The 15,640-nt window shown below is 65.7% G+C and carries 13 protein-coding genes and 1 pseudogene; 5 read left to right on the plus strand and 9 right to left on the minus strand.

Annotated elements, in window-relative coordinates; translation table 11 throughout:
- Positions 1-42: 42 nt before the first annotated feature.
- The 3 genes from ACVMB1_RS23630 to ACVMB1_RS23640 are packed head-to-tail and all read right to left on the minus strand — an operon-like array spanning position 43 to position 3,855.
- On the minus strand, positions 43-2,310 hold the full coding sequence (locus ACVMB1_RS23630; RefSeq protein ID WP_076824355.1) for a xanthine dehydrogenase family protein molybdopterin-binding subunit: 2,268 nt from the start codon (positions 2,308-2,310) through the stop codon (positions 43-45).
- Positions 2,300-3,361 carry an FAD binding domain-containing protein gene (locus tag ACVMB1_RS23635; protein ID WP_456849272.1) on the minus strand — a complete coding sequence of 354 codons (1,062 nt, stop codon included), beginning with the start codon at positions 3,359-3,361 and terminating at the stop codon, positions 2,300-2,302. The genes ACVMB1_RS23630 and ACVMB1_RS23635 overlap by 11 nt, the downstream gene beginning before the upstream one ends.
- The gene (locus tag ACVMB1_RS23640; protein ID WP_076824359.1) at positions 3,358-3,855 is read right to left on the minus strand and encodes a (2Fe-2S)-binding protein; all 498 of its coding nucleotides are present in this window, start codon (positions 3,853-3,855) and stop codon (positions 3,358-3,360) included. Before ACVMB1_RS23640 ends, ACVMB1_RS23635 begins: the two co-directional genes overlap by 4 nt.
- Positions 3,856-4,007: 152 nt before the next feature.
- On the opposite strand from ACVMB1_RS23640, the gene ACVMB1_RS23645 reads away from it, so the two are divergent.
- Positions 4,008-4,640 (plus strand): TetR/AcrR family transcriptional regulator, encoded by a 633-nt coding sequence (locus ACVMB1_RS23645; protein WP_076824361.1) that lies wholly within the window; start codon positions 4,008-4,010, stop codon positions 4,638-4,640.
- A 119-nt stretch (positions 4,641-4,759) separates the two neighbouring features.
- Here the strand turns inward: ACVMB1_RS23645 and ACVMB1_RS23650 are convergent, their stop codons facing one another.
- The 4 genes from ACVMB1_RS23650 to ACVMB1_RS23665 all read right to left on the minus strand — a co-directional run bounded on the left by ACVMB1_RS23650 (position 4,760) and on the right by ACVMB1_RS23665 (position 6,793).
- Entirely contained in the window at positions 4,760-5,149 is a 390-nt protein-coding gene (locus ACVMB1_RS23650; RefSeq protein ID WP_057015176.1) for a hypothetical protein, read from the minus strand.
- 263 nt (positions 5,150-5,412) lie between these two features.
- The gene (locus ACVMB1_RS23655; protein ID WP_057015177.1) at positions 5,413-5,601 is read right to left on the minus strand and encodes a hypothetical protein; all 189 of its coding nucleotides are present in this window, start codon (positions 5,599-5,601) and stop codon (positions 5,413-5,415) included.
- A gap of 36 nt (positions 5,602-5,637) precedes the next feature.
- The gene (locus tag ACVMB1_RS23660) at positions 5,638-6,081 is read right to left on the minus strand and encodes a hypothetical protein (protein WP_076824364.1); all 444 of its coding nucleotides are present in this window, start codon (positions 6,079-6,081) and stop codon (positions 5,638-5,640) included.
- 373 nt (positions 6,082-6,454) lie between these two features.
- Positions 6,455-6,793 (minus strand): hypothetical protein, encoded by a 339-nt coding sequence (locus ACVMB1_RS23665; protein WP_076824366.1) that lies wholly within the window; start codon positions 6,791-6,793, stop codon positions 6,455-6,457.
- A gap of 146 nt (positions 6,794-6,939) precedes the next feature.
- On the opposite strand from ACVMB1_RS23665, the gene ACVMB1_RS23670 reads away from it, so the two are divergent.
- The 3 genes and pseudogenes from ACVMB1_RS23670 (at position 6,940) to ACVMB1_RS23680 (ending at position 12,083) form a co-directional block, all read left to right on the plus strand.
- The gene (locus ACVMB1_RS23670; protein ID WP_016844551.1) at positions 6,940-7,143 is read left to right on the plus strand and encodes a hypothetical protein; all 204 of its coding nucleotides are present in this window, start codon (positions 6,940-6,942) and stop codon (positions 7,141-7,143) included.
- Positions 7,144-7,517: 374 nt separating this feature from the next.
- Positions 7,518-10,638: pseudogene (locus tag ACVMB1_RS23675) on the plus strand (efflux RND transporter permease subunit).
- A 281-nt stretch (positions 10,639-10,919) separates the two neighbouring features.
- Positions 10,920-12,083, plus strand: a complete 1,164-nt coding sequence (locus tag ACVMB1_RS23680) for an IS4 family transposase (protein WP_057015126.1) — start codon at positions 10,920-10,922, stop codon at positions 12,081-12,083.
- A gap of 107 nt (positions 12,084-12,190) precedes the next feature.
- On the opposite strand, the gene ACVMB1_RS23685 is transcribed toward ACVMB1_RS23680, so the two are convergent.
- A complete protein-coding gene (locus ACVMB1_RS23685; RefSeq protein ID WP_076824368.1) occupies positions 12,191-13,456 on the minus strand; it encodes a D-amino acid dehydrogenase in 1,266 nt (421 codons plus the stop codon).
- 106 nt (positions 13,457-13,562) lie between these two features.
- A complete protein-coding gene (locus ACVMB1_RS23690) occupies positions 13,563-14,891 on the minus strand; it encodes an aspartate aminotransferase family protein (RefSeq protein WP_035631725.1) in 1,329 nt (442 codons plus the stop codon).
- 160 nt (positions 14,892-15,051) lie between these two features.
- Here ACVMB1_RS23690 and ACVMB1_RS23695 point away from each other — a divergent pair, with 160 nt between their 5' ends.
- The gene (locus ACVMB1_RS23695) at positions 15,052-15,600 is read left to right on the plus strand and encodes a cupin domain-containing protein (protein WP_018273259.1); all 549 of its coding nucleotides are present in this window, start codon (positions 15,052-15,054) and stop codon (positions 15,598-15,600) included.
- Positions 15,601-15,640 lie beyond the last annotated feature (40 nt).

Raw genomic sequence — 15,640 nt, forward strand, 5'->3', positions numbered from 1 at the left:
CCGGGACGACACCTGTTATTACAGCCCTCACGTCAAGCCGCATCACTTCAACCCCATCACCACTTCCTCGATCTTGATCGGGAAATTCCGCACGCGGATGCCGGTGGCGTGGAAGACGGCGTTAGCGACGGCGCCGGCGCTGCCGGTGATGCCGATCTCGCCGACGCCCTTGATGCCGAGCGGGTTCACATGGGGATCGTGCTCGTCGACCGTGATCACCTCCATCGGCGGCACGTCGGCATTCACGGGCACATGATACTCGGCAAGGTTCGCATTCAGGATGCGGCCGGACCGCTTGTCCATCACCGCCTCCTCGTGCAGCGCGAACGAGAGGCCCCAGATCATGCCGCCGCGCAGCTGGCTCTGCACCATCAACGGATTGATGATGCGCCCTGCGGCGAACGCGCCGACCAGCCGCGTGGCGCGGATCTGGCCGAGCTCCGGATCGACCTTCACCTCAGCAAAGACAGCGCCATGCGCGTGCATCGCATATTGCGATTGCGCCGCCGGATCGGCCGCACCCGTGCCGGAGGCCTCGACCTCGGCAACGCCAGCGCGCGCCAAGATCTCGGCGTAGCTTTCGTTGCGCGCGTCATCGTCGCGGCGATGGAGCCGCCCGGCCCGCGCCACCACGCCGGCATTGCCGGCGCCGAACAGCGGCGAGCGCTCATCGGAGGTCGCAAGCTCGGCGAGTTTTGCGATCACCGCCGCACCGGCATTGTGGATCGCGGCACCGACCGTTGCGGTGTGCGCGGAGCCGCCGGCGATGCCGGCATCCGGCAGGTCCGACGTGCCCGACAGGAACGAGATCTGCCCGAGATCGAGCGCGAGCGCATCGGCCGAGATTTGCGTGAGCGCGGTCCAGGCGCCCTGCCCCATGTCATGCGCGCCGCTCTCCATCACGCCGCGTCCGTCGGCGCGGATTACGGCGCGGGCATTGCCCTGGAACATCAGCGCCGGGAAGGTCGCGGTGCCCATGCCCCAGCCGACCAGAAAGCCGTTCTCGTCGCGCATCTGCCGCGGCTGCAGCGGACGCCGCGCCCAGCCGAAACGTTCGGCGGCCTTGGCGTAGCACTGCCGCAGCGCCTTGGAGGAAAACGGCTTGCCGGTGGTCGGCTCGACCTCGGCATAATTCTTCAGCCGGAATTCCAGGGGATCGATGCCGCAGGCGAACGCCGCCTCGTCGATCGCGCTTTCCAGCGCGATCGATCCGGTAGCCTCGCCCGGCGCGCGCATGAACAGCGGCGTGCCGGTGTCGACGCGCACCGCCTCATGCGCGGTGCGGATCGCCGGGCTGGCATAGAGCGTGTGCGAGGCGTCCGCCGCCGGCTCATAGAAATCGTCGAAGCTCGACGTCGTGACGCGCGCCTCGTGATCGAGCGCGGTCAGCAGGCCGTCGTCACCGGTGCCGATCCGGATGCGCTGGCGGGTCTGCGGACGATGGCCGACCGGGCCGTACATCTGGCTCCGCCGCAGCACCAGCTTAACCGGACGCCCGACAAGCTTCGCCGCCATGATGCCAAGCACCTGCGGCCCGGAGACCAGGCCCTTGGAGCCGAAGCCGCCGCCCAGGAACGGGCTGTTGATGTGGATGTTGCCGGGCGGAACGCCGAACAGGCCGCCGATCCGCATCTGCGCCATCGCCATGCCCTGGCTCGGCGTGTCGAGGAACAGGCGGTCGCCGTCCCACACCGCGACGACCGCGTGCGGCTCCATCGCGTTGTGGTACTGCGCGGGCGTCTCGTAAGTTGCGTCGATCCGCTTCGACGCCGCGGCAAGGCCAGCATCGATATCGCCGTGCCGGACTTCGGCGGGATTACCGATGCCGACCACCGGCGGCGCGTAGGCTTCGCCGGCGTCGAGACCGACACGCGCGATCTCGACCTGATAGCGCGGCGACAGCAGCGCGGCGCCTTCGGTGGCGGCCTCCAGCGTCTCGGCGATCACGACCGCGATCGCCTGGTTGGCGTAGCGCACCTCGTCGCTCTGCAAGAGCTCCATGCGGAAGGCGAACGGATTGCCCTTGGCGTCGGGGTCTTCGGCGAGCTCCGGCTTGTGCGCCGGCGTCATCACGTCGATGACGCCGGGGTGGCGCTTGGCGGCGGCGACGTCGAGCGCGGTGACGCGGCCGCGCGCGATGCAGCTGGTCGCGATCACGGCATAGACCATGCCGGGCGGATGATTGTCGGCGGCATAGCGGGCCTTGCCGGTCACCTTCAGCGTGCCGTCGGTGCGGGTCAGCGGCTGGCCGATATTCGAGCCGTGCCTGAGATGGGCGGGGTCGCGGGTCAGATTGAGTTCAGCCGTCATGCGTTACGCTCCTGCAACGGATGAGAAGGGGAGAGCCCGGCAGCGCGGGAATGCGATCCGGGGTGCCTGCAGCAGCAAGGGTGAGCGCGCGCACGACGATGCGCTGCGCGAGCTCGATCTTGAAGGCGTTGTCGCCGGACGGTTTTGCGCCCGCGAGCGCGGCGCGCGCCGCCTCGCGATAGGTCGCCGCATCCGGCGCGGCGCCCGCGAGCACCTGCTCGGCCTCGCGCGCTCGCCACGGCTTTGCCGCGACGCCGCCGAGCGCCAGCCGCGCCTCGCGGATCTTTCCATCCTCGATGCGCAAGCCGGCCGCGGCCGAGACCACCGCGAACGCGTAGGACGTGCGCTCGCGCACCTTGATGTAGCGGGCATGCCCGGAGAAGCCTTGCGCTTCGGCCGGTAGCCGCAGCGCGACGATCAGGTCGCCGCGCTCCAGCGCGGTCTCGCGCTCCGGCGTCTCGGCCGGCAGACGGTGCAGCGCCTCGAGCGGCAGCTCGCGCCGGCCGGTCTTGCCCTCGATCTCGACGACGGCGTCGAACGCGACCAGCGGCACGCAGAAATCCGACGGATGGGTTGCGATGCAGCCCTCGCTCCAGCCGAGCACCGCGTGCAGGCGGTTCTCGCCCTTCAGCGCGTCGCAGCCGGCGCCCGGCCAGCGCCGGTTGCAGGCGCTGCCGGCGTCGTAGAAATAGGCGCAGCGTGTCCGCTGCATCAGGTTGCCGCCGACGGTCGCGGCATTGCGCAGCTGGGCCGACGCGCCCGACAGCAACGCCTCGGCGACCGCCGGATAGTCGCGCGCAAACTCCGCGTCATGCGCGAGATCGGCATTGCGCACCAGCGCGCCGATCCGCAAGCCGCCGTCGGCCAGATGCTCGATGCGGTCGAGCCCCGGCAGACGCGTGACGTCGACGAGAAGGCTCGGCCGGCTGACGCCGCCCTTCATCAGGTCGAGCAGATTGGTGCCGGAGGCGAGATAGCTCGCGCCCTTCTCGGATGCCGCCGCGATCGCGTCCGCGACGCTGGCCGGCCTGACATAATCGAAGTTCATCATGCGGAGCGCCTCTGCTTGGTCGCGTTGATGTCGGCCTGCGCCTCGAGCACGGCCTCGGTGATTCCTTGATAGGCCCCGCAGCGGCACAGATTGCCGCTCATGCATTCGCGCACGCGCTCCGGATCGTCGCCGGCCTGGCCTTCCTGGATCAGGCCGATGCCGCTCATGATCTGGCCCGGCGTACAGAAGCCGCACTGGAAGCCGTCATGGGCGATGAAGGCGGCCTGCACCGGATGCAGCTGGTCGCCGCGCGCGACGCCTTCGATGGTTGTGATCTCGGCGCCGTCATGGCTGACGGCAAGCGCGAGGCAGGAATTGATGCGGCGGCCGTCGACCAGGACGGTGCACGCGCCGCACTGGCCGCGGTCGCATCCCTTCTTGGTACCGGTGAGGTCGAGCCGCTCGCGCAACAGGTCGAGCAGGGTTACGCGGGGGTCGTCGACGGCAATTTCCCGGCGGACACCGTTGATAGTGAGGCTGAGTGGGAGATTCATGCAGGGCTCCGATCCGTGTATGGTCGGTTTGAATCGAGGCAACGGAAGCCCGTGGCCGCCGATGCAGGATCGGCGCGCCTTGTCAGGCCCGGTGCTGGTCGCCATATACGGAGGCATCCTCCGTTTACAAGGGAGGGTGAAAAGAAAAAGCGATGGCCGCTCGATCACCAGAAATTGCACGCAAGCCCCGCGCCGACGCCGTGCGCAATCGCGAGCGCGTGCTGGAAGCGGCCAAGGCCGTGTTCTCGGCCGGCGGCAGCGAGGCGAGTCTCGAGGCGGTGGCGCGCCATGCCGGCGTCGGCATCGGCACGCTCTATCGCCACTTCCCGACGCGCGAAGCGCTCTATGAGGCGGTCTACCGCCGCGAGGTCGAGCAGCTCGGCGATCTGGCCGAGCAACTGCAATGCGCGCCCGAGCCGGTCGAGGCGCTGCGGCGCTGGCTGCGCGCTAACGTGGAATTCGTCGCCACCAAGAAGGGCATGGTCGCAGCACTGGCGCTGGTCGCTCACGGCTCGACCGAGCTGCACGCCTATTCGTTCGACCGCCTGACCAAGGCGATCGGCACCCTGCTCGCGCGCGCGGTCGCGGCCGGTGCGATCCGTGGCGACATCAGCGCCGAGGACGTGCTGCGGGCGCTGATCGGCATGTGCTACATGCACGACCAGCCCGGCTGGCAGACCACTGCGCTCCGGCTGTTGGACGTATTCGTGGACGGCTTGCGGGTGCAGCCGGTCGGCACAACGGCAAAGCCTGCGAAGAAAGCCAACCCAAAGCCGTCGCGCTGACCTTACCCATCGTAGCCCGCATGCGCGCAGCGACATGCGGGACCGACTGCCCCGGATGTCGCGGAGCCTGTCATCGGCGGGCCATCGCGCGACCCGTTGGCTCAACGGGCTATGCTTGTTCAGGCCTCCATGTTGAAGAGGATGCCGAGCGGCAGCCGGGGTCCTGCCGGATTGACATGAAGCACCGCATCGATGGTGCGCGCGGCCGGGGATGACGGCTTCATCCAGTCAAGATGACCGGCGAGCCAGGATCGCGGTTCCGCAGCCAGCACGATCGCCGCCCCCCAGTCATCCAGCGGATTGTCGCGGGCCAGCGCCTGCTCGCGGCCGGGAATGGTTGTGCCGGCGGCGCCCATCAGATGATGCAGCACCGCCTTGGCAAGCAGGTCGTCGAAACGTCCGTCATCGACCCGTTCGCTCCCGACCGCATCGATCGCAAAAACCCGCGTCGGCTTCGGCGCGACTGACCGAATGTCCGGCGCGACCGGCGGCACAGAGGATGCGCGCACATAGCGCGGCGTCGGCGGCGTCGATCGTTCGCGAGAAATGCGCCCGGCCGGCCACCGTGGGTCCCTCGCCCGCGATGATGTCGCAATACACCAGCGCGAGCGCCGCGGCGCTGCGGGCCGCAGCGTCGGACGTTGACCTCGCGATTTCGGCAACAAGATCCTCCGCGCCGCGAGGCGCATGCGGGGGCAGCTCAAACTCATGGGCACGCATCGATCGCTCTGCTGTTGATTGCCGCCCGCCCCACGATGGCGGCGGCCACCGCTCAAGGACGTCCGGTGCGTGGCCGCAGCCACCGCATGATGATTTCATGCGGTGTTCGACGGCTGCTGCGCGGCAGGTCGTGCCGCTGCAGCGACGCCGTTGCAAAGGCGGCCGCCTGCTCGCTGGATTGCCGTTTCTCGCGCGCCAGCAACATCCATTCGCGGATCACGGCGCGTCGCACCTTGGACATGGTGATTTCCCCTCGCGATAAGCCGCGTTCAGCGCGTCAGGCCGCAAGCTGCAGCGGATGGGCTTGCGACCTCCGTGCCGACAGCGCGCAGCCGTACTGATGCACGATGCCCTGCTCGACGACGAAGCCGCGCCGCTCCAGCGACGCCCGCAGGCTTTGGTTGGCCGAGGGCTTCTGGGCATCGACCCACACCACCAGCACCGCACGGGCGCTAAGGACATTCGTCAACCAGTCCAGCGCCGGCTCGAGCGAGAGAAGCGTGCGCCGCCGCCAATCGACCAGCGCAACGTCGTACTGACCGGCGGGGCAGCCGCAATTGCCCGACGCCGCCGCGCGCGCGTAGCCGCGCCGCTGCAGCTCGAACATCAATTCCATGCTCCTCGTGCCGGCCACGACGATGTGCTGTTGCGTCGTGCAGCCGGCAAGCGCGATCATCGGCTCGATGATCCGGTCGCCGATAGCAATCTGAAGCGAAGACATGACATCACCTTTCGGTTCGCTGCCGCGCTCGCGGCCGAACCTCAACGGTCTGGCCTGCACGCGAGAGCGTCTGCGTCGGGCTCAATATCTTCAGGGCGGGATATGAATTCGAGAGCGCCGCGGGCTCTACGGCATATGAGCCGCATAAGCCCGCGCCGGATGCGATGGCTGCGGTCGCTGAGCACGGTGGCCGCGCAAGTGTGCTAAAGTGCACAGACGATCAGGTTGGCATTCGGTTAGATCGTCGCATTGCCAAGCCTGGTACATACATATCTGTTCATATTCGCGATCCAGCCCGGCCATCGCGCCGGGCTCTTTCGTCGCCGAACGCGACCGTAATGAAAAACCCCGCGCTGAGGCGAGGCTTTCGCGATCACCGCGGATTGGTCCGCGTTCCGCTGTTGTTGCCGGGAAGGTTTGAAGTCCCGGTCCCGGTCGCGGAATTGTTGTTTGGGTCGGTCCAGTAGTTCGGCGTCGAGGTGCCTGGGTTGTTCATGTTCCCGGTCGTGCTGCCGGGCGGATTGCTCATTCCCGAGCCGGTTCCCATCCCGGTGGTGCCGCCGGTGCCGGTTCCTGTGCCGGAGCTTCCGGTCCCCGCGCCTGCACTTGCACCGCCGGCCGATCCGCCACCGGCGCCGCCACCCTGCGCGAAGGCGAGCGATGTCGACAGCATCACGGCCGCAGCCAATCCGATCGTTGCCAGTTTCTTCATGTGAGGTCCTTTCCTGGTTCGACCGGAAGCAACGTGGACCGCAAGGCGCACGTTCCTGCACGGCGGGACACACATCCGGCGCGGGCTCGCGAGGAACATGATGCTGGCTGTCCTGTTGAGCGGAATAGCGTTCCCGGAGGTGCGCGATGAAGACGCTTCAAATGCAGCACGAGATCACGGCCGAGCTGGAAAGACGATCCGGTGTCACTGGCCTGAAGCTGATCCGGCTCAAGGGCTATACGCCGAGCTGGGATCTCGGCGGCACCCGCGAGACCGCCCTGGACGAGGCGAAGGAAAAAGAACTTCGCGACATCGTGACCAGGATGCAGGACGAGTTCGACATCGCCTAGGACCGCTGCACGAGCAAGTTGCATTGGACAAGCCGCGGCTGAACAATCATAACGCCCCCTCGTGGCGTCGAGCCAACCGCGCGCGCAATAATATGTCGTCCCACGATATATTCTGCGCCAGCGACATTTTTGACGCTTCCCAAACGGCGATAACGGCACGCGAATTCCGGCCATTGAACGAACGTCGAATGTGCGATCCGACGTTTCCATTCGCGGCATGCCCCGGAATGATTATGCTGGCCAAAAACAGGTAGACAGCTCCGCGATCTGCCGATTGGCCATGGCGAGGAAAACGCGCGTTCGCGCTCGAGCTTTCGAGGACGACTCCCGACCTTCGGTAAAAGATGCGCCTGCCGTTCATTTGGATCGCAGAAATGAACGAGAGCATCTCATCTCGGTTTATCCGCTACCCGATCGGCACCTCGCTGCTGATGGCCGGCATTCTGTTCGTCGGAATGGTCGCCTATCCCCTGTTGCCGGTCGCGCCGCTGCCGCAAGTCGACTTTCCGACCATCCAGATCTCCGCAAGTCTGCCCGGCGCCAGCCCGGAGACCATGGCCTCCTCGGTTGCGCAGCCGCTGGAGCGGCAATTCGCGCAGATTCCGGGCATTGCCCAGATGACCTCGACGAGTTCGCTCGGGTCGACCGCAGTCACCATTCAGTTCGATCTGAACCGCAGCATCGACGGCGCCGCCAATGACATCCAGGCGGCGATCAATGCCGCAGGTGGCCAGTTGCCCAAGAACCTGCCGACGCCGCCGACCTATCGCAAGGTCAACCCGGCGGACTCGCCGATCCTGCTGCTGTCGGCGACCTCGGACACCCTGCCCCTCATCACCGTGAGCGACGCGGTCGACGCCCAGCTCGGGCAGCAGATCAGTCAGATCTCGGGCGTCACCCAGGTGTTCATCGGCGGGCAGCAGAAGCCTTCGATCCGCGTGCAGATCGATCCCGCCAAGCTGGTCGCCAAGGGGCGCTCGCTGGAAGATATCCGCGGCCAGATCGCGATCACGACGGTCGACAGTCCGAAGGGCAACATCGACGGCACGAGCCGTGCCTACACGATCTACGCCAACGATCAGTTGCTGGATGCCAAGGACTGGAATGACGTGATCATCGCCTACCGCAACGGCGGCCCGTTGCGGATTCGCGACATCGGCCAGGCCGTCGCCGGGTCGGAGGACATGAAGCGGGTCGCCTGGGCGGACGGCAAACGCGGCGTGTTCCTAGTCATCTTCAAGCAACCCGGCGCCAACGTCATCGGAACGGTCGACAGGATCACGGAGCAGCTTCCAAGGCTCGTCGCCGCGATTCCGCCCGCCATCAGATCAAGATCATCAGCGACCGGACATTGACCATCCGCGCCGCCGTCGAGGACGTTCAGATCACGCTGCTCATCACCATCGTTCTGGTCGTGATGGTAATCTTCCTGTTCCTGCGCAGCTTCTGGGCCACGGTGATTCCGGCCGTCACGGTACCGCTCGCGCTGCTCGGCGCCTGCGCGCTGACGTGAGTGTTCGGCTATACGCTCGACAACCTTTCGCTGATGTCCCTGACGATTGCGGTCGGCTTCGTGGTCGACGACGCCATCGTGATGCTGGAAAAGCGCGATACGTCGAGCAGGGCGCGCGGCCGCTCGCCGCGGCATTGCAGGGCGCCGGCGAGATCGGGTTTACCATCCTGTCCATCAGTATCTCGTTGATCGCGGTGCTGATCGGGCTGCTGCTGATGGGTGGCGTGATCGGCCGACTGTTCCGCGAATTCGCGGTGACCCTGGCGATGGCGATCTTCGTCTCCCTGGTGGTGTCGCTGACGCTGACACCGATGATGGCATCGCGCTTCCTGCGCGCGCATGGCGAGACGAGGCACGGCCGGCTCTACCAATGGAGCGAGGCGGCATTCGACAGGATGCTGCATGCCTATGAGCGAGGGCTTGATCGGGCGCTGAGCTGGAGCCGGACCACGCTCTGCATCTTCTTCGCGACGGTCGCACTGTCGGTCTATCTGTTCCTGATCATTCCGAAGGGATTCTTCCCGCAACAGGACAATGGCTTCCTGAACGCGGAGATGGCCCAGGATATCTCTTTCGCCGACATGGAGCGGCACCAGGAAGAACTCAGCAGGATCGTTCGGGCCGATCCCGCGGTGGAGAGCATGGCCGAGTTCATCGGCGGCGGCGGCACCGCGCTGAATTCGGGTCGCATGTACATCACGCTGAAGCCGCGCGAGGAGCGCGACGCGAATGCGCAGCAGATCATCGCGCGGCTGCGGCCGAAGCTCGAGGCGGTCGAGGGAGCACGTCTCTACATGCAGGCGTCCCAGGACGTCCGGCTGGGCGGCCGCGCCACGCGGACGCAGTTCGAATACACGCTGCAGGATGCAAAGCTCGACGAGCTGAACGAATGGGCGCCGAAGATTCTGGCCAGGATGAAGACGCTACCGGAACTGCGCGACGTCGCCACCGACCAGCAGACCGAGGGAACGACGCTGACGCTGACCATCGATCGCGACACCGCGTCGCGCTTCGGTATCCAGCCGCAATTGATCGACGACACGCTGTACGACGCGTTCGGCCAGCGCCAGGTGACCCAATACTTCACCCAGCTCAACAGCTATCACGTCATCCTGGAGATCCTCCCCGAATTGCAGGGCAAGCTCGACACGCTCAACAAGCTCTACATCAAGTCGCCGACCACGGGGGACGAGGTGCCGCTCTCCGTGTTCTGCAAGTGGACCACTATTCCGGTGCGCCCGCTCGCGATCGCGCACCAGGGACAGTTTCCTGCGACCACGATCAGCTTCAACCTCGCGCAAGGGGTGGCGCTCGGCCAGGCCACCGATGCGATCCAGAACGCCGTCGCCGATCTCGGTGCTCCAGCCACGCTCAGCTCGAGTTTCCAGGGCACCGCGCAGGCCTTCCAGCAGTCACTGAGCTCGGTGCCGCTGCTGATCCTGGCCGCGCTGGTCGTGGTCTACCTGATCCTCGGCGTGCTCTATGAGAGCTACATCCATCCGCTCACGATCCTGTCCACGCTGCCATCGGCCGGGGTCGGCGCGCTGGCGATCCTGATGGCGTTCGGGTTCGATTTCAGCCTGATCGCGCTGATCGGCATCATCCTCCTGATCGGGATCGTGCAGAAGAACGGCATCATGATGGTCGACTTCGCGATCGCCGCCGAACGCGAGGAGCATCGGTCGCCGCGTGAATCGATCCGGAAAGCGGCCCTGCTGCGCTTCCGCCCGATCATGATGACGACGATGGCGGCGCTGCTCGGCGGCGTCGCGCTGATGCTGGGCACCGGAACGGGATCGGAAATCCGCCAACCGCTCGGCTATGCGATGGTCGGCGGCCTGATCGTGAGCCAGGCGCTCACGCTGTTCACGACGCCGGTCGTGTATCTCTATCTCGACCGGTTCTCGAATGCGCTGTCGAGCTGGACGGCAACGAAGCGCGACGACGATGTCGAACCGCCCGTGAAGAACGCCGCCGAATAGTGCGTGACGAGATTGGGGCAAAATCGCAGCCGCGACGGTGCTGCGCTCCCTCTCCCCGTTCTTACGGGGAGAGGGTTGGGGTGAGGGGCCTTCTCAGCGTATTCGGCGACAGCCGCGTTTGCGGAGATTCCCCCTCACCCGGAACGCATCTGACGATGCGTTCCGACCTCTCCCCGCGCGCGCAGGGGTGTCCGGGGAATGATTCACTGTGTCGCGGTGCATGCTCGGCAGGACCGAGGCAAATCGGTCTTTTCTGGTTGTCGAGACACAGAGGGCCGAGCATGCGATATCGCGGTAGCATTTTTGGAAGGCTGCTTGAACCGATCAATCGACGGCAGTTTCAGACGGTTGTGGATCGTCTGGACGGGGATGCCTACGACAAGTCGTTCAGGAGCTGGGATCATCTGGTGGCGCTGATCTATGCCCAGCTTAGCGGCAACAGCAGTCTGCGCGGGGTGGTGACTGGCTTCAACGCCAATTCGCAGCATCACTATCACTTGGGAACCGGCAAGCTGTCGCGCTCGACGTTGTCCGATGCCAATGCCCGCCGTCCGATCGGCATTTTCGCGCAAACCTTTGCGGCGCTGTCGGCGATGGCGCGTCGCCAGCTGCGGAGTGAAGGCATGGAGATGGTGCGTCTGATCGACGCCAGTCCGATCCCGCTCGGCAAGGTCTGCAGTTGGGCGACGTGGAACGGCCGCATCCGCGGCATGAAGCTGCATGTCGTCTACGACCCAAGGAGCGATGTCCCGACCTGCGTCGAGATGACGGCCGCGAACGTCAATGACATCGAGATCGGCCGACAGACCCCAATCCAGCCCGCCACCACCTATGTGTTTGACAAGGGCTATTGCCGTTTCGACTGGTGGCAGAAGATCAATGATAGCAAGGCTTTCTTCGTTACCCGGGCGAAGACGAGCATCCGTCTTCGCTCGCTCAGGCATCGCGCCATCCGCAAGCGTAACGGGGATGGCTTCGAAATCCTTGCCGATGACGAGGTGAAGCTCACCAGCAAGGGCGATTCGCGCCTTCCAATCCCGCTCCGCCGCATCAAGATCAGACGCGAGAAAGGCGGCAAGATCACACTCCTGACCAACGACCTTGCCCGTAGCGCCGTCGAGATCGCCGCCCTCTACAAGAGCCGATGGCAAATCGAGCTGCTGTTCCGCTGGATCAAGCAGCATCTCGATATTCGCAAGTTCCTCGGCGCCAACGACAACGCGATCCGCCTTCAGGTGCTCGCTGCGATGATTGCCTACCTGCTGCTGCGCATCGCCGCTCACACCAACTGCATCAAAATGCTCCCGCTCAGGTTCGCCGAACTCGTCGGCCAGCTCCTGCTCACGCGTCGATCCCTCGCTGCCATCGACAAACCTCCGCCCATCAACCCCAGCCGTCGGAAATCAACCATCTCACCTGACCAGATGGAGCTCCGCTATGCCTGAATTTCCCCGGACACCCCTGCCGCAAGCGGGGCGAGGTGAAGCGGAGCCCGTTGCTCGACTCAAAATAAACTCATCTTGCGCCAGCAGCTCGCGTACAGCGATGCGGCCTACCCGAACCTGACATCGTAGCGCTTGATCGACAGCTCCTTGGTGCCGATCTCGGGCTTCTTCCCCGAGAGCATGTCCGCCAGCACCCGGCCCGAGCCGCAGGCCATGGTCCAGCCGAGCGTGCCATGACCGGTGTTGAGGTGCAGATTGGCAAAGCGCGTGGCGCCGATCACCGGCGGGCCGTCCGGCGTCATCGGGCGCAGCCCGCACCAGAAGGTGGCCCTGGGAAGGTCGCCGCCGCGCGGAAACAGGTCGGTCAGCGAATGATCCAGCGTCGCGCGCCGCGCGGCGTAGAGCTTGGTCGAATAGCCCGAGATCTCGGCGGTGCCGCCGACCCGGATGCGATCGCCGAGCCGGGTGATCGCGACCTTGTAGCTCTCGTCCATCACGGTCGATTCAGGCGCGCCGGACGCGTCCCTGATCGGCACGGTGATCGAGTAGCCCTTGACCGGATAGACCGGCAGCGAGATGCCGAGCGGCCGCAGCAGGATCGGCGAATAGCTGCCGAGCGCCAGCACATAGGCGTCCGCCGTCATCATCCCGGCGCTGGTCGCGACGCCGGTGATCCGGGTCGCGTCCGCATTCAGTCCGTCGATGCCGACATTGAAGTTGAAGCGAACGCCGAGCTTCTCGGCTTCCAGCGCCAGGGCCTGCGTGAACATGTGGCAGTCGCCGGTCTCATCATGCGGCAGCCGCAGCCCGCCGGCGAACTTTTCCTTCACGCCGGCCAGCGCGGGCTCGGCGGCGATGCAGCCCTCGCGGCCGAGCACCTCGAACGGCACGCCGTACTGCTTCAGCACCGCGATATCGTCGCCGGTGTGATCGAGCTGGGCCTGCTCGCGAAACAGCTGCAGCGTGCCGCGCGCACGCTCGTCATAGCGGATGCCGATCTCGCTGCGCAGCGCCTGCAGGCAGTCGCGGCTGTATTCCGCGATCGGGATCATCCGGCTCTTGTTCACCGCGTAGCGCGCAGTCGTGCAGTTGCGCAGCATCTTCAAGAGCCAGAGCCACATCACGGGATCGAGCTTGGGGCGGATCACCAGCGGGCCGTGCTTCATCAACAGCCACTTCACCGCCTTGACCGGCACGCCGGGGCCGGCCCACGGCGATGAGTATCCGGGCGACACTTCGCCGGCATTGGCAAAGGAGGTTTCCAGCGCGGGCTTCGGCCGACGGTCGATCACCGTCACCTCGTGGCCTGCGCGTGCAAGGTAATAGGCAGAGGTGACGCCGATCACGCCACTGCCGAGAACAAGGACCTTCACTTTTCCTCACATCCTGCAGCGAAAACGCAATCGCCGCTGCGAAACCACTCTGCTTCGCAACGGCGACAGCAATTTGTAGAGCCAGCTAATATCTAGCTAGCAATTATCAGGCCACGCGCTTGATGGAGTCGCCGAGGATCGAGACGATGTCGTCGATGTGCGACTTCTCAACGATCAAAGGCGGCGACAACGCCAGCGAGTCGCCGCTCATGCGGAAGTAGAGGCCGCGGTTGAAGCAATCGACCATGATGTCGTAGCCGCGCGCGCCGACGACACCATCGCGCGGCGCGACTTCGACCGCACCCATCAGGCCCTGGTTGCGGATGTCGACCACGTTCGGCAGGCCCTTCAGCGAATGCAGGGCATCGCGCCAGTAGTCGGCGAGCGAGGCGCCGCGGGTCAGCAGAGCTTCGTCCTTGTAGATGTCGAGCGTGGCAAGACCCGCCGCGCAGGCCACCGGATGCGCCGAATAGGTGTAGCCGTGGAACAGCTCCATGGCGTTGTCCGGGCCGACCATCAGCCCGTCGTGGATCTGACGGCTGGTGAACACCGCGCCGCACGGCACGGTGCCGTTGGTGATACCCTTCGCGGTCGTCATCATGTCGGGCGTCACGCCGTAGAAGTTGGCGGCGAACGGGGTGCCGAGGCGGCCGAAGCCGGTGATGACCTCGTCGAAGATCAGCAGGATGCCGTGCTTGGTGCAGAGCTCGCGCAGGCGCTGCAGATAGCCCTTCGGCGCCGGCAGCACCGCGGTCGAACCCGGCACCGGCTCGACGATCACCGCCGCGATGGTGTCGGCGCCATGCAGCGCCACCATCCGCTCGACATCGTCGGCGAGCTCGGCGCCGTGCTCCGGCTGATCCTTGGCGAAGGCGTTGCGGGCGAGATCGTGGGTATGACGGATGTGGTCGACGCCGGGCAGATGGGTCGCGAACTGGCGGCGGTTGGCGACCATGCCGCCGACCGACATGCCGCCAAAGCCGACGCCGTGATAGCCGCGCTCGCGGCCGATCAAGCGGGTGCGGCTCGGCTGGCCGGCGGCACGGTGATAGGCCAGCGCGATCTTCAGCGCGGTATCGACCGATTCAGAGCCCGAATTGGTGAAGAAGACGCGATCCAGCCCCTTCGGGGCGATCTCGGCGAGCCGCTCGGCGAAATCGAACGCCAGCGGGTGGCCCATGTTGAACGAGGGCGCGAAATCCAGCGTCGACAACTGCCGCTCGACCGCGGCCGCGATCTGCGGGCGGCCGTGGCCGGCGTTGACGCACCACAGGCCGGCTGAGCCGTCGATCACCTGCCGGCCGTCGACCGAGGTGTAGTACATGCCCTTGGCGGAGGAGAACAGCCGCGGCGCCTTCTTGAACTGCCGGTTGGCCGTGAACGGCATCCAAAACGAGTCGGTCTTGATGGTGTTCGGAATCTGATGAACGGTCACGGCGGCGCTCCATTGCTGACTGATGCTAGTCGGACCACTCTTCCAGGCACTCAACAAGTCCTTTTCTGCCGCAGCGCAAGCCATTGATCTTGTTGAGGCGGTCTGCCAAGATTTGTTCGATCCGCAACACCTGCAACAAAGATTTGCCAAGGGGACTGCCATGAGCGTCGACATCGGCGGTCGGCTTCGATTCATCCGCGCGCGGCACAAGCTGTCGCAGCGCGAACTCGCCAAGCGCTCCGGCGTGACCAATTCGACGATTTCGCTGATCGAATCCAACCAGATGAACCCGTCGGTCGGCGCCCTGAAGCGCATCCTCGACGGGATCCCGATGGGGCTTGCCGAATTCTTCGCGATCGAGCCGGAGCGGCCGCGCAAGGCGTTCTATCGCGCCGACGAGCTGACCGAGATCGGCAAGAAGCCGATCTCCTATCTGCAAATCGGCGACAGCCTGTTCGGCCGGGCGTTGCAAATCCTGAAAGAGCGCTACGAGCCCGGCAGCGACACCGGCCGGGTGCCGCTGGTGCATGAGGGCGAGGAAGGCGGCATCGTGGTCTCGGGCCGGCTCGAGGTCACGGTCGACGACGAGCGGCGGGTGCTCAACGCCGGCGACGCCTATTACTTCGAAAGCCGCCGCCCGCACCGCTTCCGCTGCATCGGCGCCAAGCCATGCGAGGTGATTTCGGCCTGCACGCCGCCGACATTTTGAACCCGGCGCGCGCGGCGGGCGACCCAAGCCGCAGGGGCCG

This window comes from Bradyrhizobium sp. USDA 4504 (assembly GCF_054063995.1).